The sequence below is a fragment of the Pseudomonas sp. M47T1 genome, from assembly GCF_000263855.1.
GTDB lineage: Bacteria > Pseudomonadota > Gammaproteobacteria > Pseudomonadales > Pseudomonadaceae > Aquipseudomonas.
Genome location: NZ_AJWX01000029.1, coordinates 25,439 through 49,328 on the forward strand (window position 1 = coordinate 25,439; position 23,890 = coordinate 49,328).

General features: G+C 62.1%; 20 protein-coding genes. 8 read left to right on the forward strand and 12 right to left on the reverse strand.

The genetic code is table 11. The annotated features are described in order from the left end of the window. Positions 1-11 precede the first annotated feature (11 nt). The 8 genes from PMM47T1_RS23735 to grpE form a co-directional block, all read right to left on the reverse strand. Positions 12-458, reverse strand: a complete 447-nt coding sequence (locus PMM47T1_RS23735) for an MFS transporter (protein WP_081492705.1) — start codon at positions 456-458, stop codon at positions 12-14. Next, on the reverse strand, positions 436-912 hold the full coding sequence (gene greA / locus PMM47T1_RS23740) for a transcription elongation factor GreA (RefSeq protein ID WP_008373843.1): 477 nt from the start codon (positions 910-912) through the stop codon (positions 436-438). Before greA ends, PMM47T1_RS23735 begins: the two co-directional genes overlap by 23 nt. After that, entirely contained in the window at positions 909-4,130 is a 3,222-nt protein-coding gene (gene carB, locus PMM47T1_RS23745) for a carbamoyl-phosphate synthase large subunit (RefSeq protein WP_008373844.1), read from the reverse strand. The genes greA and carB overlap by 4 nt, the downstream gene beginning before the upstream one ends. Before the next feature lie 137 nt (positions 4,131-4,267). Beyond that, positions 4,268-5,404 carry a glutamine-hydrolyzing carbamoyl-phosphate synthase small subunit gene (gene carA / locus PMM47T1_RS23750; RefSeq protein ID WP_008373845.1) on the reverse strand — a complete coding sequence of 379 codons (1,137 nt, stop codon included), beginning with the start codon at positions 5,402-5,404 and terminating at the stop codon, positions 4,268-4,270. Positions 5,405-5,756: 352 nt separating this feature from the next. Further along, on the reverse strand, positions 5,757-6,563 hold the full coding sequence (gene dapB, locus PMM47T1_RS23755; RefSeq protein WP_008373847.1) for a 4-hydroxy-tetrahydrodipicolinate reductase: 807 nt from the start codon (positions 6,561-6,563) through the stop codon (positions 5,757-5,759). 10 nt (positions 6,564-6,573) lie between these two features. Further along, positions 6,574-7,704 carry a molecular chaperone DnaJ gene (dnaJ, locus tag PMM47T1_RS23760; RefSeq protein WP_008373848.1) on the reverse strand — a complete coding sequence of 377 codons (1,131 nt, stop codon included), beginning with the start codon at positions 7,702-7,704 and terminating at the stop codon, positions 6,574-6,576. Positions 7,705-7,892: 188 nt separating this feature from the next. Beyond that, a complete protein-coding gene (gene dnaK, locus PMM47T1_RS23765) occupies positions 7,893-9,812 on the reverse strand; it encodes a molecular chaperone DnaK (RefSeq protein WP_008373849.1) in 1,920 nt (639 codons plus the stop codon). A gap of 127 nt (positions 9,813-9,939) precedes the next feature. Next, on the reverse strand, positions 9,940-10,506 hold the full coding sequence (gene grpE, locus PMM47T1_RS23770) for a nucleotide exchange factor GrpE (RefSeq protein ID WP_008373850.1): 567 nt from the start codon (positions 10,504-10,506) through the stop codon (positions 9,940-9,942). A gap of 228 nt (positions 10,507-10,734) precedes the next feature. On the opposite strand from grpE, the gene recN reads away from it, so the two are divergent. Continuing rightward, on the forward strand, positions 10,735-12,411 hold the full coding sequence (gene recN / locus PMM47T1_RS23775; protein WP_008373851.1) for a DNA repair protein RecN: 1,677 nt from the start codon (positions 10,735-10,737) through the stop codon (positions 12,409-12,411). Between the two features lie 202 nt (positions 12,412-12,613). On the opposite strand, the gene fur is transcribed toward recN, so the two are convergent. Further along, on the reverse strand, positions 12,614-13,018 hold the full coding sequence (gene fur, locus PMM47T1_RS23780; RefSeq protein WP_008373852.1) for a ferric iron uptake transcriptional regulator: 405 nt from the start codon (positions 13,016-13,018) through the stop codon (positions 12,614-12,616). 97 nt (positions 13,019-13,115) lie between these two features. Between fur and PMM47T1_RS23785 the strand changes: the two genes are divergently transcribed. Next, a complete protein-coding gene (locus tag PMM47T1_RS23785; protein ID WP_008373853.1) occupies positions 13,116-13,643 on the forward strand; it encodes an outer membrane protein assembly factor BamE in 528 nt (175 codons plus the stop codon). A gap of 41 nt (positions 13,644-13,684) precedes the next feature. Here the strand turns inward: PMM47T1_RS23785 and PMM47T1_RS23790 are convergent, their stop codons facing one another. Then, the gene (locus PMM47T1_RS23790) at positions 13,685-13,987 is read right to left on the reverse strand and encodes an RnfH family protein (protein WP_008373854.1); all 303 of its coding nucleotides are present in this window, start codon (positions 13,985-13,987) and stop codon (positions 13,685-13,687) included. Beyond that, positions 13,980-14,414: a type II toxin-antitoxin system RatA family toxin gene (locus PMM47T1_RS23795; RefSeq protein ID WP_008373855.1), complete on the reverse strand. Its 435-nt coding sequence runs from the start codon at positions 14,412-14,414 to the stop codon at positions 13,980-13,982. Before PMM47T1_RS23795 ends, PMM47T1_RS23790 begins: the two co-directional genes overlap by 8 nt. A gap of 153 nt (positions 14,415-14,567) precedes the next feature. Here PMM47T1_RS23795 and smpB point away from each other — a divergent pair, with 153 nt between their 5' ends. Then, positions 14,568-15,050: an SsrA-binding protein SmpB gene (gene smpB, locus PMM47T1_RS23800; protein WP_008373856.1), complete on the forward strand. Its 483-nt coding sequence runs from the start codon at positions 14,568-14,570 to the stop codon at positions 15,048-15,050. A gap of 136 nt (positions 15,051-15,186) precedes the next feature. On the opposite strand, the gene PMM47T1_RS23805 is transcribed toward smpB, so the two are convergent. Beyond that, on the reverse strand, positions 15,187-15,954 hold the full coding sequence (locus PMM47T1_RS23805; protein WP_008373857.1) for a GntR family transcriptional regulator: 768 nt from the start codon (positions 15,952-15,954) through the stop codon (positions 15,187-15,189). A gap of 165 nt (positions 15,955-16,119) precedes the next feature. Between PMM47T1_RS23805 and PMM47T1_RS23810 the strand changes: the two genes are divergently transcribed. The 5 genes from PMM47T1_RS23810 to PMM47T1_RS23830 all read left to right on the forward strand — a co-directional run bounded on the left by PMM47T1_RS23810 (position 16,120) and on the right by PMM47T1_RS23830 (position 23,661). Further along, positions 16,120-17,814: a lactate permease LctP family transporter gene (locus tag PMM47T1_RS23810; protein ID WP_008373858.1), complete on the forward strand. Its 1,695-nt coding sequence runs from the start codon at positions 16,120-16,122 to the stop codon at positions 17,812-17,814. 93 nt (positions 17,815-17,907) lie between these two features. Further along, a complete protein-coding gene (locus PMM47T1_RS23815) occupies positions 17,908-18,732 on the forward strand; it encodes a (Fe-S)-binding protein (RefSeq protein WP_008373859.1) in 825 nt (274 codons plus the stop codon). Beyond that, on the forward strand, positions 18,729-20,186 hold the full coding sequence (locus PMM47T1_RS23820; RefSeq protein WP_008373860.1) for a LutB/LldF family L-lactate oxidation iron-sulfur protein: 1,458 nt from the start codon (positions 18,729-18,731) through the stop codon (positions 20,184-20,186). Before PMM47T1_RS23815 ends, PMM47T1_RS23820 begins: the two co-directional genes overlap by 4 nt. Next, a complete protein-coding gene (locus tag PMM47T1_RS23825) occupies positions 20,183-20,854 on the forward strand; it encodes a LutC/YkgG family protein (RefSeq protein WP_008373861.1) in 672 nt (223 codons plus the stop codon). Before PMM47T1_RS23820 ends, PMM47T1_RS23825 begins: the two co-directional genes overlap by 4 nt. Continuing rightward, positions 20,851-23,661, forward strand: a complete 2,811-nt coding sequence (locus PMM47T1_RS23830; protein ID WP_008373862.1) for an FAD-binding and (Fe-S)-binding domain-containing protein — start codon at positions 20,851-20,853, stop codon at positions 23,659-23,661. The genes PMM47T1_RS23825 and PMM47T1_RS23830 overlap by 4 nt, the downstream gene beginning before the upstream one ends. Positions 23,662-23,890: the final 229 nt, after the last annotated feature.

Consider the following 23,890-nt stretch of genomic DNA (forward strand, 5'->3'; position numbering starts at 1 on the left):
GCTCGCGACGGTCAGTGGCGCGCCTGGCGCGCCCTGCCCGGCACTGGTTGCAGCACCAGCGCAAGGCCTACAAGGCCCAGCGCCAGGTAACAGAACACCTGCCAGCGCAGCGGTTCCATCGACCAGCCCGTCACCACGCCGTACAACGCGGCCGCCAGCAAGGCCATGGACAGCAACTGTCCACGCATGTCACGCCACAGGGCGCCAACGCCCAGGGACCTGATCAGCACCAACGCCTGCACTACCACACAGAACGCGCAAAAACCGACCAGCAGTGTGCCGATCTGCGCGCCTATGTCCTCGATCAGCACCGGGGCCAGGCCCACATGGGCCAGCGCCGGCAGCACACCGAGATGCAGGATCCACAAGCCGCCCACCCAGAGTACCTGGGCAAGCTGCCAAAGGGTTGCGCCCGCATCAAACGGGCGGCGCTTCTCAAATGTGGCTGACTTCGACAATCTCGTACTCGATGACACCGCTAGGGGTCTTGACCGCGACGACGTCGCCTTCCTGCTTGGCAATCAAGGCACGGGCGATTGGCGAACCGACCGAGATCTTGCCCTGCTTGATGTCGGCTTCGTCCTCACCAACGATCTGGTACGTGACCCGCTCATCGGTCTCGACGTTGGCGATTTCCACGGTGGTGCCGAAAATCACCTTGCCAGTGTGCTCGATAGTAGTGACGTCGATGACCACGGCATTCTGCATGCGGCCTTCGATGTCACGGATGCGCGCCTCGACCATGCCCTGCTGTTCGCGGGCGGCATGGTACTCGGCGTTTTCCTTGAGGTCACCCAGTTCACGGGCAGTGCCGATGTCTTGGCTGAGCTTGGGGCGCACTACCTTGGTCAGGTGAGTATGCTCTTCTTCCAGGGCGCGAGCACCCTGGACGGTCATGGGATATTTGATCATGCATTGAGTCCTGCGTGGAGATCCTGCAAGCGACGCACGGTCTTTTCCGGACCAAACTTCAACGCTTCGCAGATCGCTTCGCCAGCAGCAATGGTGGTGGTGCAGTAGATCTTGTGCTGCAACGCATTGCGACGGATGGAGTAGGAGTCAGCAATCGACTGACGCCCTTCGGTGGTGTTGATGATCAGGGTGACTTGGTCGTTCTTGATCATGTCGACCACGTGCGGGCGACCTTCGGTCACTTTGTTCACACGGCGTACTTTCAGGCCGGCTTCTTCGATGACGCGCGCGGTGCCGGCAGTGGCCACCACTTCGAAGCCCAGGGCGATCAGGTCGCGGGCAACGCCAGCCACCAGTGGCTTGTCGTCGTCACGCACGCTGATGAAGGCGGTACCGCCGGTAGGCAGTACTTCGCTGGCGCCCATCTGGGCCTTGGCGAAGGCTTCGCCGAAGGTGTCGCCGACACCCATGACTTCACCGGTGGACTTCATCTCTGGGCCCAGGATAGGGTCCACGCCAGGGAATTTGGCGAACGGGAACACCGCCTCTTTCACGCTGTAGAAGTTAGGAATGATTTCCTTGGTGAAGCCCAGCTCTTTCAGGGTTTTGCCAGCCATCACGCGGGCGGCGATCATGGCCAGGGAAGTGCCGATGCACTTGGACACGAACGGTACGGTACGCGAGGCGCGCGGGTTGACTTCGATCACGTAGATCTTGTCGCCCTGCAGGGCCAACTGCACGTTCATCAGGCCGACAACGCCCAGTTCCAAGGCCATTTTCTTGACCTGCTCGCGCACTTCGTCCTGCACGTGGGCAGGCAGCGAGTACGGAGGCAGCGAGCACGCCGAGTCACCGGAGTGAACGCCAGCCTGTTCGATGTGCTGCATGATCGCGCCGATCACCACGTCGGTGCCGTCGCAGACCGCATCCACGTCCATTTCGATGGCGCAGTTGAGGAAGTGGTCCAGCAGCACCGGGCTGTCGTTGGACACTTGCACCGCTTCGCGCAGGTAGCGTTTGAGCTCGTCCAGCTCGTAGACGATTTCCATCGCGCGACCGCCCAGTACGTAGGACGGGCGAACCACCAGCGGGTAGCCGATCACGCCAGCGGCGCGGATGGCTTCTTCTTCGCTGCGCACGGTAGCGTTTGGCGGCTGCAGCAGGTTCAGGCGCTGAACCATCTGCTGGAAGCGCTCACGGTCTTCGGCGCGGTCAATGGCGTCAGGGCTGGTACCGATGATCGGCACGCCGGCTTCTTCAAGGGCGCGAGCCAGTTTCAGCGGGGTCTGGCCGCCATACTGCACGATCACACCTTTTGGCTTCTCGACACGCACCACTTCCAGCACGTCTTCCAGGGTCAACGGCTCGAAGTACAGGCGGTCGGACGTGTCGTAGTCGGTGGACACGGTTTCCGGGTTGCAGTTGACCATGATGGTTTCGTAACCATCTTCACGCAGCGCCAGGGCGGCGTGTACGCAGCAGTAGTCGAACTCGATACCTTGGCCGATACGGTTCGGGCCACCGCCCAGGATCATGATCTTGTCGCGGGTGGACGGGTTGGCCTCGCACTCTTCCTCGTACGTGGAGTACAGGTAGGCGGTGTCGGTGGCGAACTCGGCGGCGCAGGTGTCAACGCGCTTGTAGACCGGGAAGATCTCCAGCTTGTGGCGGTGACGGCGCAGGTTCTTGTCGGTCACGCCCAGCAGCTTGGCCAGACGCTGGTCCGAGAAGCCCTTGCGCTTGAGTTTCAGCATCAGGGCCTTGTCGATGTCGGCCAGACCCAGGGTCTTGACCTTCTCTTCGTCCTTGATCAGGTCTTCGATCTGCACCAGGAACCAGTGGTCGATCATGGTCAGGGCGAAGATTTCGTCACAGGTCATGCCCGAACGGAAGGCGTCAGCCACGTACCAGATGCGCTCGGCGCCCGGTACGGTCAGCTCGCGCTTCAGAATGCTGTGGAACTCGGGGTTGCTTGGCTCGACTTTAGGGTCCAGGCCGCAAACGCCCACTTCCAGGCCGCGCAGGGCTTTCTGCAGGGACTCCTGGAAAGTACGGCCGATGGCCATGACTTCGCCCACGGATTTCATCTGGGTGGTCAGGCGGGCGTCGGCTTTCGGGAATTTCTCGAAGGCGAAGCGTGGCAGCTTGGTGACAACGTAGTCGATGGACGGCTCGAAGGAGGCCGGGGTCTTGCCGCCGGTGATGTCGTTCTGCAGTTCGTCCAGGGTGTAACCCACGGCCAGCTTGGCCGCGACCTTGGCGATCGGAAAGCCGGTGGCTTTCGAGGCCAGTGCCGAGGAACGCGATACGCGCGGGTTCATCTCGATCACGACCATGCGGCCGGTGTCCGGGCAGATGCCGAACTGCACGTTCGAACCGCCGGTTTCCACGCCGATCTCGCGCAGTACCGCCAGGGAGGCGTTACGCAGGATCTGGTATTCCTTGTCGGTCAGGGTCTGCGCCGGAGCAACGGTGATGGAGTCACCGGTGTGCACGCCCATCGGGTCGAAGTTCTCGATGGAGCAGACGATGATGCAGTTGTCCTTTTTGTCGCGGACCACTTCCATCTCGTACTCTTTCCAACCGATCAGCGATTCGTCGATCAGCAGTTCCTTGGTTGGCGACAGGTCCAGACCACGGGCGCAGATTTCTTCGAATTCTTCACGGTTGTAGGCGATACCGCCGCCGGTGCCGCCCATGGTGAACGATGGACGGATGATGCAAGGGAAGCCCAGGGTCTCGAGGACCGCGTTGGCTTCTTCCATGGTGTGGGCGATACCGGAACGCGGGCACGCAAGGCCGATGGACTTCATGGCCTTGTCGAAACGCGAACGGTCTTCAGCCTTGTCGATGGTGTCGGCGTTGGCGCCGATCATTTCCACGCCGAACTTTTCCAGCACGCCTTCGCGTTCCAGGTCCAGGGCGCAGTTCAGGGCAGTCTGGCCACCCATGGTTGGCAGCACGGCGTCCGGGCGCTCTTTCTCGATGATCTTGGCAACGGTCTGCCACTTGATCGGCTCGATGTAGGTGGCGTCGGCCATGTCCGGGTCGGTCATGATGGTGGCCGGGTTGGAGTTCACCAGGATGACGCGGTAGCCCTCTTCGCGCAGGGCTTTGCAGGCCTGGGCGCCGGAGTAGTCGAATTCGCAGGCCTGGCCGATCACGATCGGGCCGGCGCCGAGAATCAGGATGCTTTTTATGTCTGTACGTTTTGGCATGGTTGTCACTCAAATCTGCAGGTCAGTCGGCAGGCCCTGAGGCGAGCCGCCTTGAACATTCTTTGGCGGCGCCAGGCAGGCAACGTCCGCTTTTGGCGGGGCCTGCTCGGCGCGCGTTACGCTTCCAACAGCTTCACTCAGCGGCGCTTGGCCATGGCGTCGATGAAGCGGTCGAACAGCGGGGCCACATCGTTCGGGCCTGGGCTGGCTTCAGGGTGACCCTGGAAGCTGAACGCGCTCTTGTCGGTGCGCTCGATGCCCTGCAGGGTACCGTCGAACAGCGACTTGTGGATCGCCCGCACGTTGCCCGGCAGGGTAGCCTCGTCAACGGCAAAACCGTGGTTCTGGCTGGTGATCATCACAACGCCGGTGTCCAGGTCCTGGACCGGGTGGTTGGCACCGTGGTGGCCGTGGCCCATTTTCACGGTCTGGGCGCCGGAGGCCAGGGCCAGCAACTGGTGACCCAGGCAGATACCGAAAACCGGGATCTCGGTTTCCAGCACTTCCTTGATGGCCTGGATAGCGTAGTCGCATGGCGCAGGGTCGCCCGGGCCGTTGGACAGGAACACGCCATCAGGGTTGAGGGCCAGCACGTCCTTGGCAGGGGTTTGCGCCGGTACCACGGTCAGGCGGCAGCCGCGCTCTACCAGCATGCGCAGGATGTTGACCTTCACGCCATAGTCGTAGGCAACCACGTGGTAAGGCAGTTCGCTGTCGGCGATTTCCGGGTGGCTGTCGGTGGCCAGGTTCCAGACGCTGGAGCGCCACTGGTAGGCTTGCTTGGTGCTGACTTCCTTGGCCAGGTCCATGCCCTTGAGGCCTGGAAAACCACGAGCAGCGGCGATGGCCGCTTCTTCGGAAATGTTGTCGCCGGCCATGATGCAGCCGTTCTGGGCGCCTTTCTCACGCAGGATGCGGGTCAGGCGACGGGTGTCGACACCGGCGATGGCCACAACATTGTTGGCCTTCAGGTAGTCCGACAGCGACATGGTGTTGCGCCAGTTGCTGGCAACCAGGGGCAGGTCACGAATGACCAGGCCGGCGGACCATACGCGGTTCGACTCGGCGTCTTCCGGGGTAGTACCGGTGTTGCCAATGTGCGGGTAAGTCAGGGTAACGATTTGCTGGGCATAGGAAGGATCGGTGAGAATTTCCTGATAGCCGGTCATTGCGGTGTTGAACACCACCTCACCGACAGTCTGGCCGTCGGCGCCAATGGCTTCACCGCGAAAAATGCTGCCATCAGCAAGGGCAAGTATGGCTGGCTTAGTCAAGAAGACCTCCCGTAAATAAAACCTGAAAGGGCGATCGCAGGTTGTAAAAAAGCGGAATGACGTATAGACACGTCACCCCGCTTCTTCATCGAATTATCTGCGCGCTTTTAGTGGACACACTAAAGCTGTAGCTTACAGAAAAATGATTTTTTTATCTACCGCCATTGAGCCTGAAAGGCAGAGGAATGCGACAAGGGATCGCTTGGCGGGCTTGAAACGAGGTTTGGAGCCGTAATTGTACGTGGGAGCCGGCTTGCCAGCGAGCTTTTTCGGCCATCAAAAGCTCGCTGGCAAGCCAGCCCCCACCACCAGAACCCCCGTAGCAGCCTTCGGCAACTGCCACGGACGTGGATCAGTGCAGGTCGAGAACGTCCTGCATGTCGTACAGGCCTGGCGCCTTGTCGTCCAGCCACAACGCTGCGCGAACGGCGCCCTTGGCAAAGGTCATGCGGCTGGAGGCCTTGTGGGTGATCTCCAGGCGCTCGCCTTCGGCGGCGAACAGCACGGTATGGTCGCCCACCACGTCACCCCCGCGCACGGTGGCAAAGCCGATGGTCTCGCGCTCACGCGCACCAGTGTGGCCTTCACGGCCGTAGACCGCCACCTTGCTCAGGTCACGACCCAAGGCCTTGGCAACCACCTCGCCCATGCTCACTGCCGTGCCCGAAGGCGCGTCCACCTTGTGGCGGTGATGCGCTTCGATGATCTCGATGTCCGCATCCTCGCCCATCACCCGCGCCGCCAGGTCCAGCAGCTTGAACGACAGGTTCACGCCCACGCTGAAGTTGGAAGCGAAGACAATCGCAATGTCCTGGCCCGCTTCGGCCAATAGCGCCTTCTGTTCGGCATTCAGCCCCGTGGTGCCGACGACCATGGCCTTGCCCGCCTTGCGGCAGAAAGCCAGGTTTTTCAGCATCACCTCTGGCAGCGTGAAGTCGATCAACACGTCGAACTCGTCGACCACCTGCTCCAGGTTCGCCGTCAGTTGCACGCCAATACGGCCCAGCGAAGCCAACTCGCCGGCATCGGCACCGATCATGGTGCTGCCCGGACGAACAATCGCCGCGGTCAGCCCGGTCAACGGCGCGCGCTGCTGAACAGCCTCCACCAGGTTCTTGCCCATGCGCCCGGCAGCGCCCATCACTGCGATACGTCTCATGCCAGGCTCCTTACAAATCGCCGAAGAAACGCTTCATGCCTTCGAACCAGCCGCTGGCCTTGGGCGAATGCGAGCTGTCACCTTCCAAGGTGCCGCGGAACTCTTCCAGCAGTTCACGCTGACGGCGGCTGAGGTTGACCGGGGTTTCCACCGCCACGCGGCACATCAGGTCGCCCGCACCACCACCGCGTACCGGGGCCACGCCCTTGCCACGCAGGCGGAACTGCTTGCCGGTCTGGGTGCCTTCCGGGATCTTGAGCTTGACGCGGCCGTCCAGGGTAGGCACTTCCAACTCGCCACCCAATGCCGCCTCGGTGTAGCTGATCGGTACTTCGCAGTACAGGTGCTTGCCGTCGCGCTGGAAGATATCGTGCTCGCGCACGTTGATCACCACGTACAGGTCGCCGGTAGGGCCACCCTGCGTACCGGCTTCACCCTCGCCCGACAGGCGGATGCGGTCGCCGGTGTCGACGCCAGCCGGCACTTTCACCGACAAGGTCTTGTACTCTTCAACGCGGCCTTCACCACGGCATGAATCGCACGGGTCGGAAATGATCTTGCCCTGGCCATGGCAGCGCGGGCAGGTCTGCTGCACGGAGAAGAAGCCTTGCTGCATGCGCACCTGGCCGATACCGCCGCAGGTTGGGCAGGTGACCGGGGCCGAGCCCTTCTTGGCGCCCGAACCGTCGCACGGCTTGCAGTTGACCAGGGTAGGCACCCGGATGCTGACCGTGGTACCGCGCACGGCTTCTTCCAGGTTAAGTTCCAGGGTGTAGCGCAGGTCGCTGCCACGCTGGGCGCCGCCACGAGAACCGCCACGGCCGCCGCCACCGAAGAAATCACTGAATACGTCGCCGAAGATATCGGAGAAGTTGGCGCCACCGCCACCAAAGCCACCGCCGCCGCCCATGCTTGGGTCGACGCCGGCATGACCGTACTGGTCATAGGCTGCGCGCTTGCTGGAGTCGGACAGTACCTCGTAAGCCTCGTTGGCTTCCTTGAACAGGTCTTCCGACGCTTTATCGCCCGGGTTGCGGTCCGGGTGGTGCTTCATCGCCAGGCGGCGATAAGCCTTTTTCAGATCGGCATCGCTGGAGCCGCGCTCGACCCCTAGAACCTCATAAAAGTCACGCTTTGACATAATTCTATTTACTCTTCAGGACGTCACAGCGCAAAGGCGCCTGCGACCGTGCCGACAACATCCGACTCTGTCGCATGCTGTAAAAATTCGTCTATTCCAGACACGCCAACGCGGGAGCAAGCTCCCGCGCGGCGACATCCTACCAGTGACTGCCAAACGACAGTCAACTGGCCGACAACAAGCAGTACTTACTTGTGGTCTTTGACTTCTTCGAACTCGGCGTCGACGACATCGTCGTGCTTGCCGGCTTCTTCAGCAGGCTGTGCCGCAGCACCGGCAGGCTGTTCAGCCTGTTCGGCGTACATCTTCTGGGCAACCGGCGCGCTGACTTTCGACAGCTCTTCAACCTTGGCCTCGATGGCAGCCTTGTCGTCGCCTTTGACAGCGGCTTCCAGGGCAACCACGGCCGCTTCGATGGCGGTTTTCTCTTCAGCAGTGACCTTGTCACCTGCGTCAGCGACCATCTTGCGAGTCGAGTGAACCAGCGCATCACCCTGGTTACGGGCAGAGGCCAGTTCTTCGAACTTGCGGTCTTCTTCCGAGTTGGCTTCGGCGTCGCGGATCATCTGTTGAATTTCTTCGTCAGACAGGCCCGAGTTGGCCTTGATCACGATCGACTGAGTCTTGCCGGTAGCCTTGTCTTTCGCGCCCACGTGCAGGATGCCGTTGGCGTCGATGTCGAAGGTTACTTCGATCTGTGGAACACCGCGTGGTGCTGGCGGGATCTCGGCCAGGTCGAACTTGCCCAGGGACTTGTTCTGTGCAGCTTGCTTGCGCTCGCCCTGCAGCACGTGGATGGTCACGGCGCCCTGGTTGTCGTCGGCAGTGGAGAAAACTTGCGATTTCTTGGTAGGAATCGTGGTGTTCTTCTCGATCAGCGCGGTCATCACACCGCCCATGGTTTCGATACCCAGGGTCAGCGGGCTGACGTCCAGCAGCAGTACGTCTTTCACGTCACCGGCCAGAACGGCGCCCTGGATGGCAGCACCCATGGCAACGGCTTCGTCTGGGTTCACGTCTTTACGGGCTTCTTTACCGAAGAAATCGGTCACGGCCTTCTGAACCATTGGCATGCGGGTTTGACCGCCCACCAGGATCACGTCGTTGATGGCGCCAACGTCGATACCGGCGTCTTTCAGGGCAATGCGGCAAGGCTCGATGGTGCGCTGAACCAGGTCTTCAACCAGCGATTCCAGCTTGGCACGCGAGATTTTCACGTTCAGGTGCTTAGGACCGGTGGCGTCTGCAGTGATGTACGGCAGGTTCACGTCGGTCTGCTGGCTGGAAGACAGCTCGATCTTGGCTTTTTCAGCGGCTTCTTTCAGGCGCTGCATGGCCAGCGGGTCACCCTTGAGGTTCATGCCGCTTTCTTTCTTGAACTCGTCGACGAGGTAGTCGATCAGGCGGATGTCGAAGTCTTCACCACCCAGGAAGGTGTCACCGTTGGTGGCCAACACTTCAAACTGGTGCTCGCCGTCAACTTCAGCAATTTCGATGACCGAGACGTCGAAGGTACCGCCACCCAGGTCGTAGACGATCACGGTGTGGTCGCCCTTGGCCTTGTCCATACCGTAGGCCAGAGCGGCTGCGGTTGGTTCGTTGATGATGCGCTTCACGTCCAGGCCAGCGATGCGGCCGGCGTCTTTGGTGGCCTGGCGCTGGCTGTCGTTGAAGTAGGCAGGCACGGTGATGACCGCTTCTGTCACTGCTTCGCCGAGGTAGTCTTCGGCGGTTTTCTTCATCTTTTTCAGGATTTCGGCGGAAATCTGTGGCGGTGCCATTTTCTGGCCGTTCACTTCCACCCAGGCGTCGGCGTTGTCAGCCTTGACGATCTTGTAAGGGACCATCTGGATGTCTTTCTGCACGACTTCTTCGTCGAAACGACGGCCGATCAGACGCTTTACCGCGTACAGGGTGTTGTGCGGGTTGGTCACGGCCTGACGCTTGGCCGACTGGCCAACCAGGATTTCACCGTCATTGGCGTATGCAATGATGGACGGGGTGGTACGAGCGCCTTCGGCGTTCTCGATAACCTTGGCCTTGCCGTTTTCCAGAATGGAGACGCAGGAGTTGGTGGTCCCCAGGTCGATACCGATAATCTTGCCCATGTTAACTCTCCCGAAACTTTGGATTTGGTTGCCGCAGCAGTAGGGGCTGCATGCGGTAGCACTTAAACGCTTGACATCAAAATGGGGGCCGCCGAAGGAATTTCAAGGCCACCCATTAACAGAAGTTTCACGCCTGCTCGTCGATCGACGGCGACACCGGCGCTGGCGCCTTGCTGACCACGACCATGGCCGGGCGCAGCAGGCGACCGTTGAGCTGGTAGCCCTTCTGGAACACCTTGAGCACGCTGTTGGGCTCGACGTCGGCGCTTTCCTGCATGGCCATTGCCTGATGGTGCTCGGCATTGAATGGCTGGCCATGGGGGTCGATGGCTTCGAGGTTGTAACGCTTGAGGGTGTCTTCAAACATTTTCAGCGTCAGTTGCATGCCTTCGCGCATCGGGCGCAGCACTTCGTCGTCGGCACTGGACAGCTCTACACCGCGCTCCAGGCTGTCCATGATAGGCAGCAGGTCAGCGGCAAATTTTTCCAGGGCAAACTTGTGCGCCTTCTCAACGTCCTGGTCGGCACGGCGACGCACGTTTTGCAGGTCGGCGGCCACGCGCAAGGATTGATCCTGGGCGGCAGCCAGTTGTTCTTCGAGGGATTTCACTCGTGCAGCGAGATCATCGCCGCCAGCGTCGGCAGCCTGGTTTGCATCGAGATTCTGTTCGTCCAGAGTCTGTTCGTCAGCCATAAGGGTTCTCCTTTCAATTTCGTCTGCGAGCTCGACTCGCGCTTCTGCCCGCTATATGGGGTCGTAATTCCCAGCTTCAAGGGCCTGTGTGTTCGCAGTTACAGATGGCAAATGCCGCGCCGCGATTAAAAAGCCGCACGTGCGAGCCAATAGTGCTAAGCGAGGGCATTGTCAGTGCAAACAAAAACACTGTATAAATAACCAGACTTTTTAGCCCGGGAGCCACCCATGCTGGTGCACCTATCCGTACACAACTACGCCATTGTCGAACACCTCGACCTGGAGCTTGCACGCGGCATGAGCGTGATCACTGGCGAAACAGGCGCGGGCAAGTCGATCATGCTCGACGCCCTGGGGCTCACCCTAGGTGACCGCGCCGACAGCGGAGTGGTTCGACCGGGTGCCGACAAGGCCGACATTCTGGCCACCTTCGACCTGGGTGACATTCCCGAAGCGCGCACCTGGCTGAACGAACGCGACCTGGATGGCACCAGCCCGTGCATCCTGCGCCGGGTCATCACCGCCGAAGGGCGCTCGCGCGGCTATATCAATGGCACGCCCTGCCCCCTTGGCGATCTCAAGGCCCTGGGCGAACTGCTCATCGACATCCACAGCCAGCACGAACACCAGTCACTGCTGAAAACCGACACCCACCGTCGCCTGCTGGACGAATACGCTGGGTCCACCGACCTGGCCCGCCAGGTGCAACTGGCCGCGCAAAAGTGGCGCCAGACTCGCCAGGAGCTGGACCGCCTGTCCAACTCCGGCGACGAGCAGCGCGCCCGCCACCAATTGCTGAGCTACCAGCTTGAAGAACTGGAAAATCTGAGCCTGGGCGAGAACGAACTGGAACTGCTGGAGCAGGAACACAAGAACCTGACCAACGCCGAAGCGCTGTTCGGCATCTGCCGCCAAGTGATCGACCATTGCAGCGAGAACGACTCGGGCAATGTGCTCAGCGCCCTCACCGCCAGCCTCAACCGTCTGACCGCAGTGCACAATGCCCCGCGCGCCTTGAGCGAAGCGGCAGGTATGCTGTCCAGCGCGCAGATCCAGGTAGAAGAAGCGGTAGGCGAGCTGAACCGCTTCCTTGACCACTTCGACGCCGACCCTGCGCGCCTGCAACAACTGGAGGAGCGCCTGGACACCATCTATACCCTGGCGCGCAAACACCGCATTCACCCCACCGAAGTGGCGGCCTTGCAGCAAAAGCTGCTGGACGAGATCGAGACACTGAACGCCAACGACGAATCCATCGAGCGCCTGGCAGACGAGCTGGCCGCGTATGCCCGCCACTATCAGGAGCACGCCCAGGAGCTCAGCGCATTGCGCCAGCAGGCTGCCACTGGCCTGGCGGCCGCTGTGGAAGTGGAAATCCAGCGCCTGGGCATGCCGGGCGGGCGCTTCACCATCGAGCTGCGCCCCTTGGGCGGTGATGACCTGGCGCCCCATGGGCTGGAGCAGGTGGAACTGCTGGTGAGCGCCAACCCCGGGCAGCCGCTCAAGTCACTGGCCAAGGTGGCCTCCGGCGGCGAACTGTCACGCATCAGCCTGGCGATCCAGGTCATCACCGCCCAGACCTCTCGCGTACCCACCCTGGTATTCGACGAAGTGGACGTGGGCATCGGCGGCCCTACTGCGGAAATCGTCGGCCAACTGCTGCGCCGCCTGGGCGATCGCGGCCAGGTGCTGACCGTCACTCACCTGCCGCAGGTTGCAGCGCAAGGCCATCACCACCTGTTCGTGCACAAGGTGCGCGGCAGCGACGAGACCCGCACGGCGGTGGCCAGCCTTAATAAAGCAGAGCGGGTGGAAGAGGTGGCGCGGATGCTGGGGGGTATCGACCTGACCAAGGAATCCCTGGCCCACGCCAAGAAAATGGTCGTCACCGCCCGCTGCGGCTGATCAAGGTTTTATCCAAGACGTTCCTGTGGGAGCGGGCCTTGCCTGCGAAAAGACCGCCACGGTTAATCTGACACCCTGCGGCGCCTGCTTCGCGGGCAGAGCCCGCTCCCACACAAGCCCCCCCCACGCACAATCGCGTCTGCCAATGACCAGAAAGCACAAAGGCGACCCTAGGGTCGCCTTCGTTCGTCACGCCAGATGCTTACTTCTTCTTGCGTACGTGCAGTACCAGGTTATGGTCAACCAACTCATAACCATGACGCTCGGCAATGGCGTGTTGCAGCTTCTCGATATCCTCATCGACAAACTCGATCACTTCGCTGGTGTCCACGTCCACCATGTGGTCGTGGTGGCCATTGTCGGCCAGCTCGAACACGGCATGGCCGCCATCGAAGTTGTGGCGCACCACCAGGGAGGCAGCTTCGAACTGGGTCAGTACACGGTAAACCGTGGCCAGGCCCACATCCTCACCCGCTTCCATCAGTGCCTTGTAGACATCCTCGGCACTCATGTGGCGTTGCTCTGCAGCGTCAAGCATTTGCAGGATCTTGACTCGAGGCAGGGTCACCTTGAGGCCGGCTTTTCGTAGTTCGCTATTTTCAACCATGGTCAGCTTTCTCGCCGATGCTGCTTCGCAGCTTCTCTTAATGCGGGTATGATCGGGGTTTCGTTGTCCCAGCCAAGATAGTGGAAGTCGCCCACCGATGCAAAACACCAAGCACTTGCTATCCAGCCTCACACTCGTGGGACTGCTCGCACTCGCCGGTTGTTCATTCCCCGGGGTTTACAAAATCGACATCCAGCAGGGCAATGTCGTCACGCAGGACATGATAGACCAGTTGCGTCCGGGAATGACCCGCCGGCAAGTACGGTTTATCATGGGCAACCCCCTGCTGGTCGATACGTTTCATGCCAATCGTTGGGATTACCTCTACAGTATCCAGCCAGGTGGCGGCGAACGCCAGCAGGAACGGATGAGCATTTTCTTTAATGAGAATGACCAGCTTGCCAGCCTGTCCGGCGACTTCATGCCGGGCGTCAGCAAGGACCAGTCCATTCTGGGTACCCCAGGCGCCGCCCCGGCCGCGCCTGTAGACAGCACCGCCAAGCCTGCCGCGCCAGAAGCGCCGGCCAAGCCCGGTTCCACCCTGGATCAGATCCAGCGCAGCGTCGATGACGTGAAAGTCATTCCGGTGCCAACGCCAACGCCTATCGAGGCAGCCCCTCAATAAGCAGGCGTTATAAAAAAGCCCGGCAACCGCCGGGCTTTTTTTTATCTGGATTTTGCCGCCTTCGCTGCGCGCATACGTCGCACCTCTTTGGGGTCGGCGATCAACGGTCGATAAATTTCCACGCGGTCGCCCTCCTCCAGCACATGACCCGCAGGGTCAGCCACTGCCTTGCCGAAGATACCCATGGGGCAGGCCAGCACATTGGCCTCGGGAAACTGCGCGGCAATACCTGACCGCACAACGGCGTCATGCACCGAGCAGCCGTTGGGTACGCGCACGCTCAACAGGCACTGGCGGTCGACAGCCGCGTACACCACCTCTACGTCTATAAAGGCGTCAGCCATACAGCTGCTTGGCGCGCTGGCAGAAAGCGTCCACCAGGGTATTGGCCGCCTGGTTGAACAGCGGCCCCAGGGTGGCGCGCACGATGGACCCGGCGTAATCGAAGGACATGTCCAGGCTGATCTTGCAGGCCTTCTCGCCCAGCGGCTTGAATACCCAGAGGCCATGCAGTTGGCTGAACGGACCTTCTTCAAGGTTCATTTCAATGGTCTTGCCCGGCACCAGCACATTTTTCGTGACAAATTTCTGGGAGAGGCCGCCCTTGGCCACTTCCAGGCTGGCGCGCATCGAGGTGTCGCTGGCCTCCAGCACCGTGCTCGACGAACACCACGGCAGGAACTCGGGGTAGCTCGCCACATCGTTGACCAGGTCGTACAAGGCCTGTGCGGGGTAAGGCAACAGGGCCGAACGTTGGATATGCGTAGTCATGAGTGCGTCATTTCCTCCGGTGCCTATCAGTCGACAGCAACTGGGCCCAGGTGATCAAAAAAGATCGCGCATTGTCCGGGATTCACCGCACAGGCTCAAGCACGTAGCTACACCGTAGCCGACAACGTCGCGACTGCCTATAATGCGCCCCCTATGGCCAAACAAAAGAAACACCCCGAAGGGACTATCGCGCAGAACAAGAAGGCGCGACACGATTACTTCATCGAACACAAGTTCGAGGCCGGCCTGGTCCTGTCCGGTTGGGAAGTAAAAAGTCTGCGTGCCGGCAAGGCGCAGTTGATCGACAGCTACGTCCTGCTCAAGGATGGCGAAGCCTGGCTGCTGGGCAGCCATATCACGCCTTTGACAGCGGCCAGCACACACGTCATCGCTGACCCGGTTCGTACCCGTAAACTGCTGCTCAACAAGCGCGAGCTGGAAAAACTGTTCACCCTGGTGCAACAGAAAGGCTATGCGTGCGTGGCGCTGTCCATGTACTGGAAGCAGCACCTGATCAAGTGCGAAATTGCGCTGGGCAAGGGCAAGAAGGAATACGACAAGCGCCATACCGAGCGTGAACGTGATTCCGACCGCGAACTGCACCGCGCCGTGCGCACCAAGGGCAAGGACGAGTAGTCCCAACGCCTGCGAACCCCCATCGGCCACACTTGTGGGGGCGGGCTCTGCCCGCGAAAAGAACACCGCTCAGTGTCAGGCACACTGCGGCGTTCGCTTCGCGGGCAGAGCCCGCATCCACAGGGGCCATGTAGGTTTACAGCCCTTTACGGCGCTCTGCCCTTGCCACACGCTGCACCTGCTGCCTGACTTCATCCAGCACTTCCTGCACATACAGGATGTGACGGCTGGAGATCTCTCGGGCCTCTTCCGCTCGCCCTTCGATAATGGCCTGGTACAACTCGCGATGCTGGCTGATCAGCATGTCGCGGGTTTCCGTACGCTGCTTGTACATGCCGCCAATGTTGATCACCACGTTGCGCTTCAACAGGTCGAACAGCCCACGAATGGTGTGCAGTAACACCGCATTGTGGCTGGCCTCGGCAATGGCTAAATGGAAGTTGGCATCGGCCGCGCCCTCTTCGGCGCGGGTCACCTTGTCTTCCCGGGCGTAGCAGTCCAGCAGCGCCTCGAATGCCACCTTCAAGCGCTCACGGTCCAGCTCCGTGGCCCGCTGCGCTGCGTAGTAGGCACACGACGCCTCCAGGGTGTGACGAAACTCCAGCAGGTCGCGCTGGGACTCGGGGTTGCTTTCCAGCAACTGCATCAGCGGGTCGCTGAAGGTAGAACCCAGCGACTCCACTACATAGTTACCCCCACCCTGCCGGCTCATCAGCATGCCCTTGGCCACCAGTTTCTGAATAGCCTCGCGCAGCGACGGCCGTGACACGCCAAACTGCTCCGCCAGCGCCCGCTCGGCAGGCAAGCGCTCGCCGGCACGCAGGGTGCCCTCCAGAATCATGCCTTCCAGCCGCTCGACGATATCGTCGGACAAACGCCGCTGCCGAACCTGATCAAACGCCATCCACCACCTCTTCCACTCATCGAACTGCGACCAAAGTTGCACGGTGACAAATTGACACACCACCAACAGGGGTTTTAACCTAGCACCGCTGCATTGTAAATTGGTATTACCAATTTGCCAACAGCCGCGAAGTGCCTGACCAACAACAATTAGGGGCCACCCCACATGCAAACCTGGCAACAACTCTACAGCCCGCTCGGCAGCCTTGGCCTGTCCGCGTTCGCGGCCGTTATCCCGATCGTCTTCTTCTTCCTCGCCTTGGCCGTGCTGCGCCTCAAAGGCCATGTGGCCGGCAGCATCACCCTGGTGCTGGCCATCCTGGTGGCGATCTTTGCTTTCCGCATGCCCCCCGACATGGCCCTGGCTGCGGCGGGGTATGGCTTCATCTACGGCCTGTGGCCCATCGCCTGGATCATCGTGGCAGCGGTGTTCCTGTACAAGCTGACGGTGAAAAGCGGCCAGTTCGAAATCATCCGCAGCTCGGTACTGTCCATCACCGACGACCAGCGCTTGCAGGTGCTGCTGATTGGTTTCTGTTTCGGTGCGTTCCTGGAAGGCGCCGCCGGTTTCGGCGCGCCCGTGGCCATCACCGCCGCACTGCTGGTGGGGCTGGGCTTCAACCCGCTGTACGCGGCCGGCCTGTGCCTGATCGCCAACACCGCGCCCGTGGCCTTCGGCGCCCTGGGCATCCCGATTATCGTGGCCGGCCAGGTCACCGGCATCGACGCCTTCAAGATCGGCGCCATGGCCGGCCGCCAACTGCCACTGCTGTCGGTGTTCGTGCCGTTCTGGCTGGTGTTCATGATGGACGGCATGCGCGGCGTGCGCGAAACCTGGCCCGCCGCCCTGGTGGCCGGCGCCAGCTTTGCCATCACCCAGTATTTCACCTCCAACTTCATTGGCCCGGAACTGCCCGACATCACCTCGGCGCTGGTCAGCCTGGTGGCCCTCACCCTGTTCCTGAAAGTCTGGCAGCCGCACCGCAGTGCCGGTGACCACATTGCCGGTACTGCGCAAGGCGCGTCTGCAGTGGCCAGCGTCGGCGGCTTCGGCAAACCACGCACCCAGCTGGATTCGCCCTACAGCTTTGGCGAGATTTTCAAGGCGTGGTCACCGTTCCTGATCCTCACCGTGCTGGTCACGGTCTGGACCCTCAAGCCCTTCAAGGCGCTGTTCGCCGCCGGCGGTGCGATGTACGCCACGGTGTTCAACTTCGCCATCGCGCACCTGGACCAACTGGTGATCAAGGTCGCGCCGATTGCCGCTACCCCCACGCCCATCGCCGCCGTGTTCAAGCTCGACCCCATCGCCGCCACCGGCACCGCCATCTTCCTGGCCGCCGTGGTGTCGATGCTGGTCTTGAAGATCAAGCTCAGAATTGGTCTTACCACTTTTGTCGAAACCCTGTATGAGCTGCGCTGGCCCATCCTGTCCATCGGCATGGTGCTGGCGTTCGCCTTCGTCACCAACTACTCGGGCATGTCTTCCACCATGGCTCTGGTGCTGGCGGCTACCGGCGCAGCGTTCCCATTCTTCTCGCCGTTCCTGGGCTGGCTGGGCGTTTTCCTCACCGGTTCCGACACCTCGTCCAACGCCCTGTTCAGCTCGCTGCAAGCCACCACCGCGCACCAGATCAACGTCAGCGACACGCTGCTGGTGGCCGCCAATACCAGCGGTGGCGTGACCGGCAAGATGATCTCGCCGCAGTCCATTGCCGTGGCCTGCGCCGCCACCGGCCTGGTGGGCAAAGAGTCCGACCTGTTCCGTTTTACGCTCAAGCACAGCCTGTTCTTCGCCACCATCGTCGGTCTGATCACCCTGGCCCAGGCGTACTGGTTCACCGGCATGTTGGTGCATTGATGCAACACGCCCGGCGCTGCCCGTGGTGGCGCCGGTACTGATAACCCCGGCCTTCGCGGCCGGATAACCGGGCCCACCCGGAGACCACGCCTGATGAGCGAGCTTTTCTACAACGCCGTACCCAATGCCACCCGCGTGGCCCCGCCCATTCCCAAGCCACGCAGCTACCCGGCCAGCAAACCCGCGCGGGTGTACCTGTTCGGCACTTGCGTGGTGGACTTGTTCTACCCCGACGCCGGCATGGACGCGATACGCCTGTTGGAACGCGAAGGCATCCGTGTGGACTTCCCCGAAGGCCAAAGCTGTTGCGGCCAACCCGCCTACACCAGTGGTTACACCGACCAGGCGCGGGACGTGGCGCGCGCACAGCTGCAACTGTTTGCCAACGAGCAACCGGTGGTGGTGCCCTCCGGCTCCTGCGCCGGCATGCTGCGCCAGCACTATGCCGACCTGTTCAAGGACGAGCCCCAAACGCTCAAGCACGTGCAGTCCCTGGCTGAGCGAACCTATGAACTGGCCGAGTTCCTGCTGCACGTGTGCAAGGTGCAGCTCAAGGACAGCGGCCAGCCGGTGAAAGTCGCGTTGCACACCTCATGCTCCGCTCGCCGGGAAATGAACACCCACCTGCACGGCCGCGCCCTGCTGGCGCAACTGGCCAACGTCGAGCGCGTGGACCACAGCCACGAAAGCGAATGCTGCGGCTTTGGCGGCACCTTCAGCGTGCGCATGCCGGACATCTCCGGCGCCATGGTTGCCGACAAAACCCGTAACCTGAAGGCGTCCGGTGCCCACCAGGTGCTGAGCGCCGACTGCGGCTGCCTGATGAACATCAACGGCGCCCTGGAAAAACAACGCGAAGCCCTGCGCGGCCAGCACCTGGCCACGTTCCTGTGGCAACGCAGCGCAGGTGCCCAATGAACTCCCAGGCCCGCATTCCTACCGTCGAAGTGGAAGAAGACTTCCGCACCCGCGCCCACAACGCCCTGGGCGACCCGCAACTGCGCAGCAATTTCCGCACCGCCATGGACTCGCTGATGACCAAGCGTGCCGTGGCCTTCGCCGACCCCGACGAGCGTGAGCAACTGCGTGCCCTGGGCAACGCCATTCGCGCCCGCGCCCTGTCGAAACTGCCCGACCTGCTGGAAACCCTGGAACGCAACCTCACCCGCAACGGCGTGCAGGTGCACTGGGCTGAAACCGTGGACGAAGCCAACGCCATCGTCCAGGGCATCATCGACAGCCATGGCGCCAAGCAGGTGATCAAGGGCAAGTCCATGGTCAGTGAAGAGATGGAGATGAACCATGCCCTCGAAGCACGCGGCATTGAGTGCCTGGAATCGGACATGGGCGAATACATCGTCCAGCTAGACCACGAAAAGCCCTCGCACATCATCATGCCAGCCATTCACAAAAACGCCGGCCAGGTGGCCTCGTTGTTCCACGACAAACTGGGCGTGGAATACACCAAAGACGTCGACCAACTGATCCAGATAGGCCGCCGCGTGCTGCGCCAGAAGTTCTTCGAAGCCGACATCGGCGTGTCCGGGGTCAACTTCGCCGTGGCCGAAACCGGCACCCTGCTGCTGGTGGAAAACGAAGGCAACGGGCGCATGTCCACCACCGTGCCGCCCGTGCACATCGCCGTCACCGGCATTGAAAAGGTGGTGGAGAACCTGCGCGACACCGTCCCCCTGCTGTCGCTGCTGACCCGTTCGGCGCTGGGCATTCCCATCACCACCTACGTCAACATGATCAGCGGCCCGCGCAAGGCCGACGAGCGCGACGGCCCCCAGCAAGTGCACCTGGTGCTGCTGGACAACGGTCGCAGCCAGGCCTTTGCCGACAGCGAACTGCGCCAGACCCTCAACTGCATCCGCTGCGGCGCCTGCATGAACCACTGCCCGGTGTACACCCGCGTCGGCGGCCACACCTACGGTGAGGTGTACCCCGGCCCCATCGGCAAAATCATCACCCCGCACATGGTGGGCCTGGCCAAGGTGCCCGACCACCCCAGCGCCTCGTCGTTGTGCGGCGCCTGCGGTGAAGTGTGCCCGGTGAAAATTCCAATCCCGGCCATCCTGCGTCGGCTGCGCGAAGAAAACGTCAAAGCCCCCGACAGCCCTCATCCAGTGATGCGCGGCCAGGGCAGCAAGTACTCGCGCAAGGAACGGTTCATCTGGAACGCCTGGGCGAAACTCAACAGCTCGCCCACCCTCTATAAGCTGTTCAGCTTCTTCGCCACCCGCCTGCGCAACCTTGCGCCCAACAACATCGGGCCCTGGACGCAAAACCACAGCGCACCGAAACCTGCCGCGCGATCGTTGCACGACCTGGCCCGCGAGCACCTGGCCAAACAGGGAGGCCGCCCATGAGCGCCAAGCAGAACATCCTCGCCAAACTGCGCAACAGCCTGGAAGGCACCACGCCCATTGTGGATAACTTCGACGAGGCGCTGGTGACCGCGCCCTGGACTTATCCACAAGGCGAGCGCATTGCCCAGCTGCGCACACTGATGGAAGCGGTGCACACCGACATCCACCTCACCACCAATGCCAACTGGCCCGCGTTGCTTGCCCAGCTGCTGCGCGACCGGCAACTGCCCAACCTGCTGATAGCCCCGGCCACCGAGTACGGCCAACGTGTCACCCAGTACTGGCAAGCCCACGGCGACCTGCCCACACTCACGGCCTACGACCGCCCGGTAGAAGAATGGAAGGCTGCACTGTTCAACGACACCGCCGCCGGCCTGACCAGCACCCTGGGCGCCATCGCCGCCACCGGTAGCCTGATCCTGTGGCCCACCCGCGAAGAACCACGCCTCATGAGCCTGGTACCGCCGGTGCATTTCGCCCTGCTCAAGGCCAGCGAAATCCACGACAACTTCTATCAAGTGCAGCAGCAATTCAACTGGGCCGGCGGCATGCCCACCAATGCACTGCTAATCTCCGGCCCGTCGAAAACCGCTGACATCGAACAAGTACTGGCCTACGGCGCCCACGGGCCCAAAGACCTGGTGGTACTGATTCTGGAGGACCAATGAGCCTGCCCGCTGCCTTCCTGCGTGAAGCCTGCACCCTGATACCGCCCGAGCGGCGCTTCGACGACCCCACCTGCACCCTGGCTTTCGGCACCGACGCCAGCTTCTACCGGCTGATCCCCAAACTGGTGGTGCGCGTGGAATCGGAAGACGAAGTGGTGGCCCTGCTCACACTGGCCCACCGCGAACACGTGCCGGTGACCTTCCGCGCCGCCGGCACCAGCGTGTCCGGCCAGGCCATCAGCGACTCGGTGCTGATTGTGCTGGGCGACCACTGGAACGGCCGCGAAGTGCGTGGCCAAGGCACGCAAATCCGCCTGCAACCCGGCGTCATCGGCGCCCAGGCCAACGCCTGGCTGGCACCGTTCGGGCGTAAGATAGGCCCTGACCCTGCCTCCATCAATGCCTGCAAAATCGGCGGCATCGTCGCCAACAACGCCAGCGGCATGTGCTGCGGAACGGCCCAGAACACCTACCACACCCTGGCCGGCATCCGCCTGGTGCTGGCCGACGGCACCTGCCTGGACAGCGAAGACCCGGCCAGCGTGGCCGCCTTGCGCCAAAGCCACGGCGCCCTGCTGGAACGCCTGGCCGAACTGGGCCGCGAGACCCGCGCCAACCCCGAACTGGCCGCGCGCATCCGCCACAAATACCGGCTGAAAAATACGACCGGCCTGTCACTCAACGCCTTGGTGGACTACGACGAGCCCCTGGATATCCTCAGCCACCTGATGGTGGGCTCCGAAGGCACCCTGGGCTTCATCAGCGCCGTCACCTACGACACCGTCATCGACCACCCTTTCAAGGCCTCGGCGCTGATCGTCTTCCCGGACGTGGAAACCTGCTGCAACGCCGTCACCGCGCTCAAGACCCAGCCCGTGGCCGCCGTGGAACTGCTGGACCGCCGCAGCCTGCGCTCGGTGCAGAACATGAAAGGCATGCCCGCGTTCGTGCGCGAACTGTCCGGCGGCGCCTGCGCCCTGCTGATCGAATCCCGCGCCGCCAGCCAGGCCCTGCTGCACGAACAGCTCGCGCAGATCATGGCCTCGCTCACGCCCTTCCCGGTAGAGCGCCAGGTCGACTTCAGCGAAGACCCGGTGGAAAACGCCCGCCTGTGGGCCATCCGCAAAGACACCTTCCCCGCCGTGGGCGCCGTGCGCCAGACCGGCACCACGGTCATCATCGAAGACGTGACCTTCCCCGTCGAACAACTGGCCATCGGCGTCAACCGCCTCATCGCTCTGTTCGAAAAACACCGCTACGACGAAGCCATCCTGTTTGGCCACGCCCTGGAGGGCAACCTGCACTTCGTCTTCACCCAAGGCTTCAACAACCCCGAGGAAGTGGCGCGCTACCAGGCCTTCATGGACGACGTCGCGCACCTGGTGGCGGTGGAATTCGGCGGCTCGCTGAAGGCCGAACATGGCACCGGCCGTAACATGGCGCCCTTCGTGGAACTGGAATGGGGCCACGACGCCTACCAGCTGATGTGGCAACTCAAGCGCCTGCTCGACCCCACCGGCATCCTCAACCCTGACGTTATTTTCAGCGAAGACCCACACATCCATCTGAAGAATCTAAAGCCCATGCCCGCTGCCGACGACATCGTCGACAAGTGCATCGAATGCGGCTTCTGCGAACCGGTATGCCCCTCCAAAGGCCTGACCCTCAGCCCGCGCCAACGCATCGTGATGTGGCGCGACATCCAGGCGAAAAAACGCGCAGGCCTCGACACCCGCGCCCTCGAACACGACTACCAATACCAGGGCATCGACACCTGCGCCGCCACCGGCCTGTGCGCCCAGCGCTGCCCGGTGGGCATCAACACCGGCGAACTGATCAAGAAACTGCGCGCCCGCAACGCCCACAACCTCAAGGCTGCCACTTGGCTGGGCAACCACTTCGCCACCGCCCTGAAAGGCGCGCGCTTCACCCTGCACGTGGCCAACGGCGCCCGCATGCTGCTGGGCGCGCCACGCCTGGCCAGCCTGTCTGCAAGCCTGTCGCGCGCCTCAAAAGGCCGAGTCCCGCAATGGACCCCCGCCATGCCCCAAGCGGAAAACGCCATCCACTTCACCCCACCGGTCACCGACGCCCGCCCCCGCGTGGTGTACCTGGCTGCCTGCGTATCCCGCGTCATGGGCCCCGCCGCCAGCGACAAGGAACAAATGTCCCTGCTGGACAAAACCCGCGGCCTGCTGGAAAAAGCCGGCTACCAAGTGGTGTTCCCCGACAACCAGGACAACCTCTGCTGCGGCCAACCCTTCGCCTCCAAAGGCTACGCCGAGCAAGCCGAACACAAGCGCCAGGAACTCATCGCCGCCCTGCTCACCGCCAGCCGCGGCGGCCTCGACCCCATCTACTGCGACACCAGCCCCTGCACCCTGCGCCTGGTGCAAGACCTGGCCGACACCCGCCTGGACCTCTACGACCCGGTACGCTTCATCCGCACCCACCTGCTGGACAAACTGGTCTTCACCCCCCAGGACACCGCCATCGCCGTGCACGTCACCTGCAGCACCCAACACCTGGGCGAAAGCCAGGCCCTGATCGAGCTGGCCAGACGTTGCAGTACACACGTCGTCATCCCCGAAGGCATCCACTGCTGCGGCTTCGCGGGCGACAAAGGCTTCACCACCCCCGAACTCAACGACCACGCCCTGCGCACCCTGAAGGACGCGGTGCAGTACTGCGAAGAAGGCATCTCCACCAGCCGCACCTGCGAAATAGGCCTCAGCAGCCACAGCGGCATCGACTACCACAGCCTGGTCTACCTGGTAGACCGAGTAACCCGCCCGCGGTCCATCTGAGCACTCTGCTTTCGGTTAGGGAGCCTTATTCACAATCCATCTGGGCACCCTGTTTTCGATGTAGGAACTCTGCCCACAATTTATCTGGGCACCCCGATTCCTATGTGGGAGCGGGCTCTGCCCGCGAAGGGCACGCCGCGCATTACTTGACACACCGCCGCGCCTGCTTCGCGGCCACAGGCCACCTCGGTCCCTCGCCAAACGCCGAAGTATTTTGTTGCAAATGAAA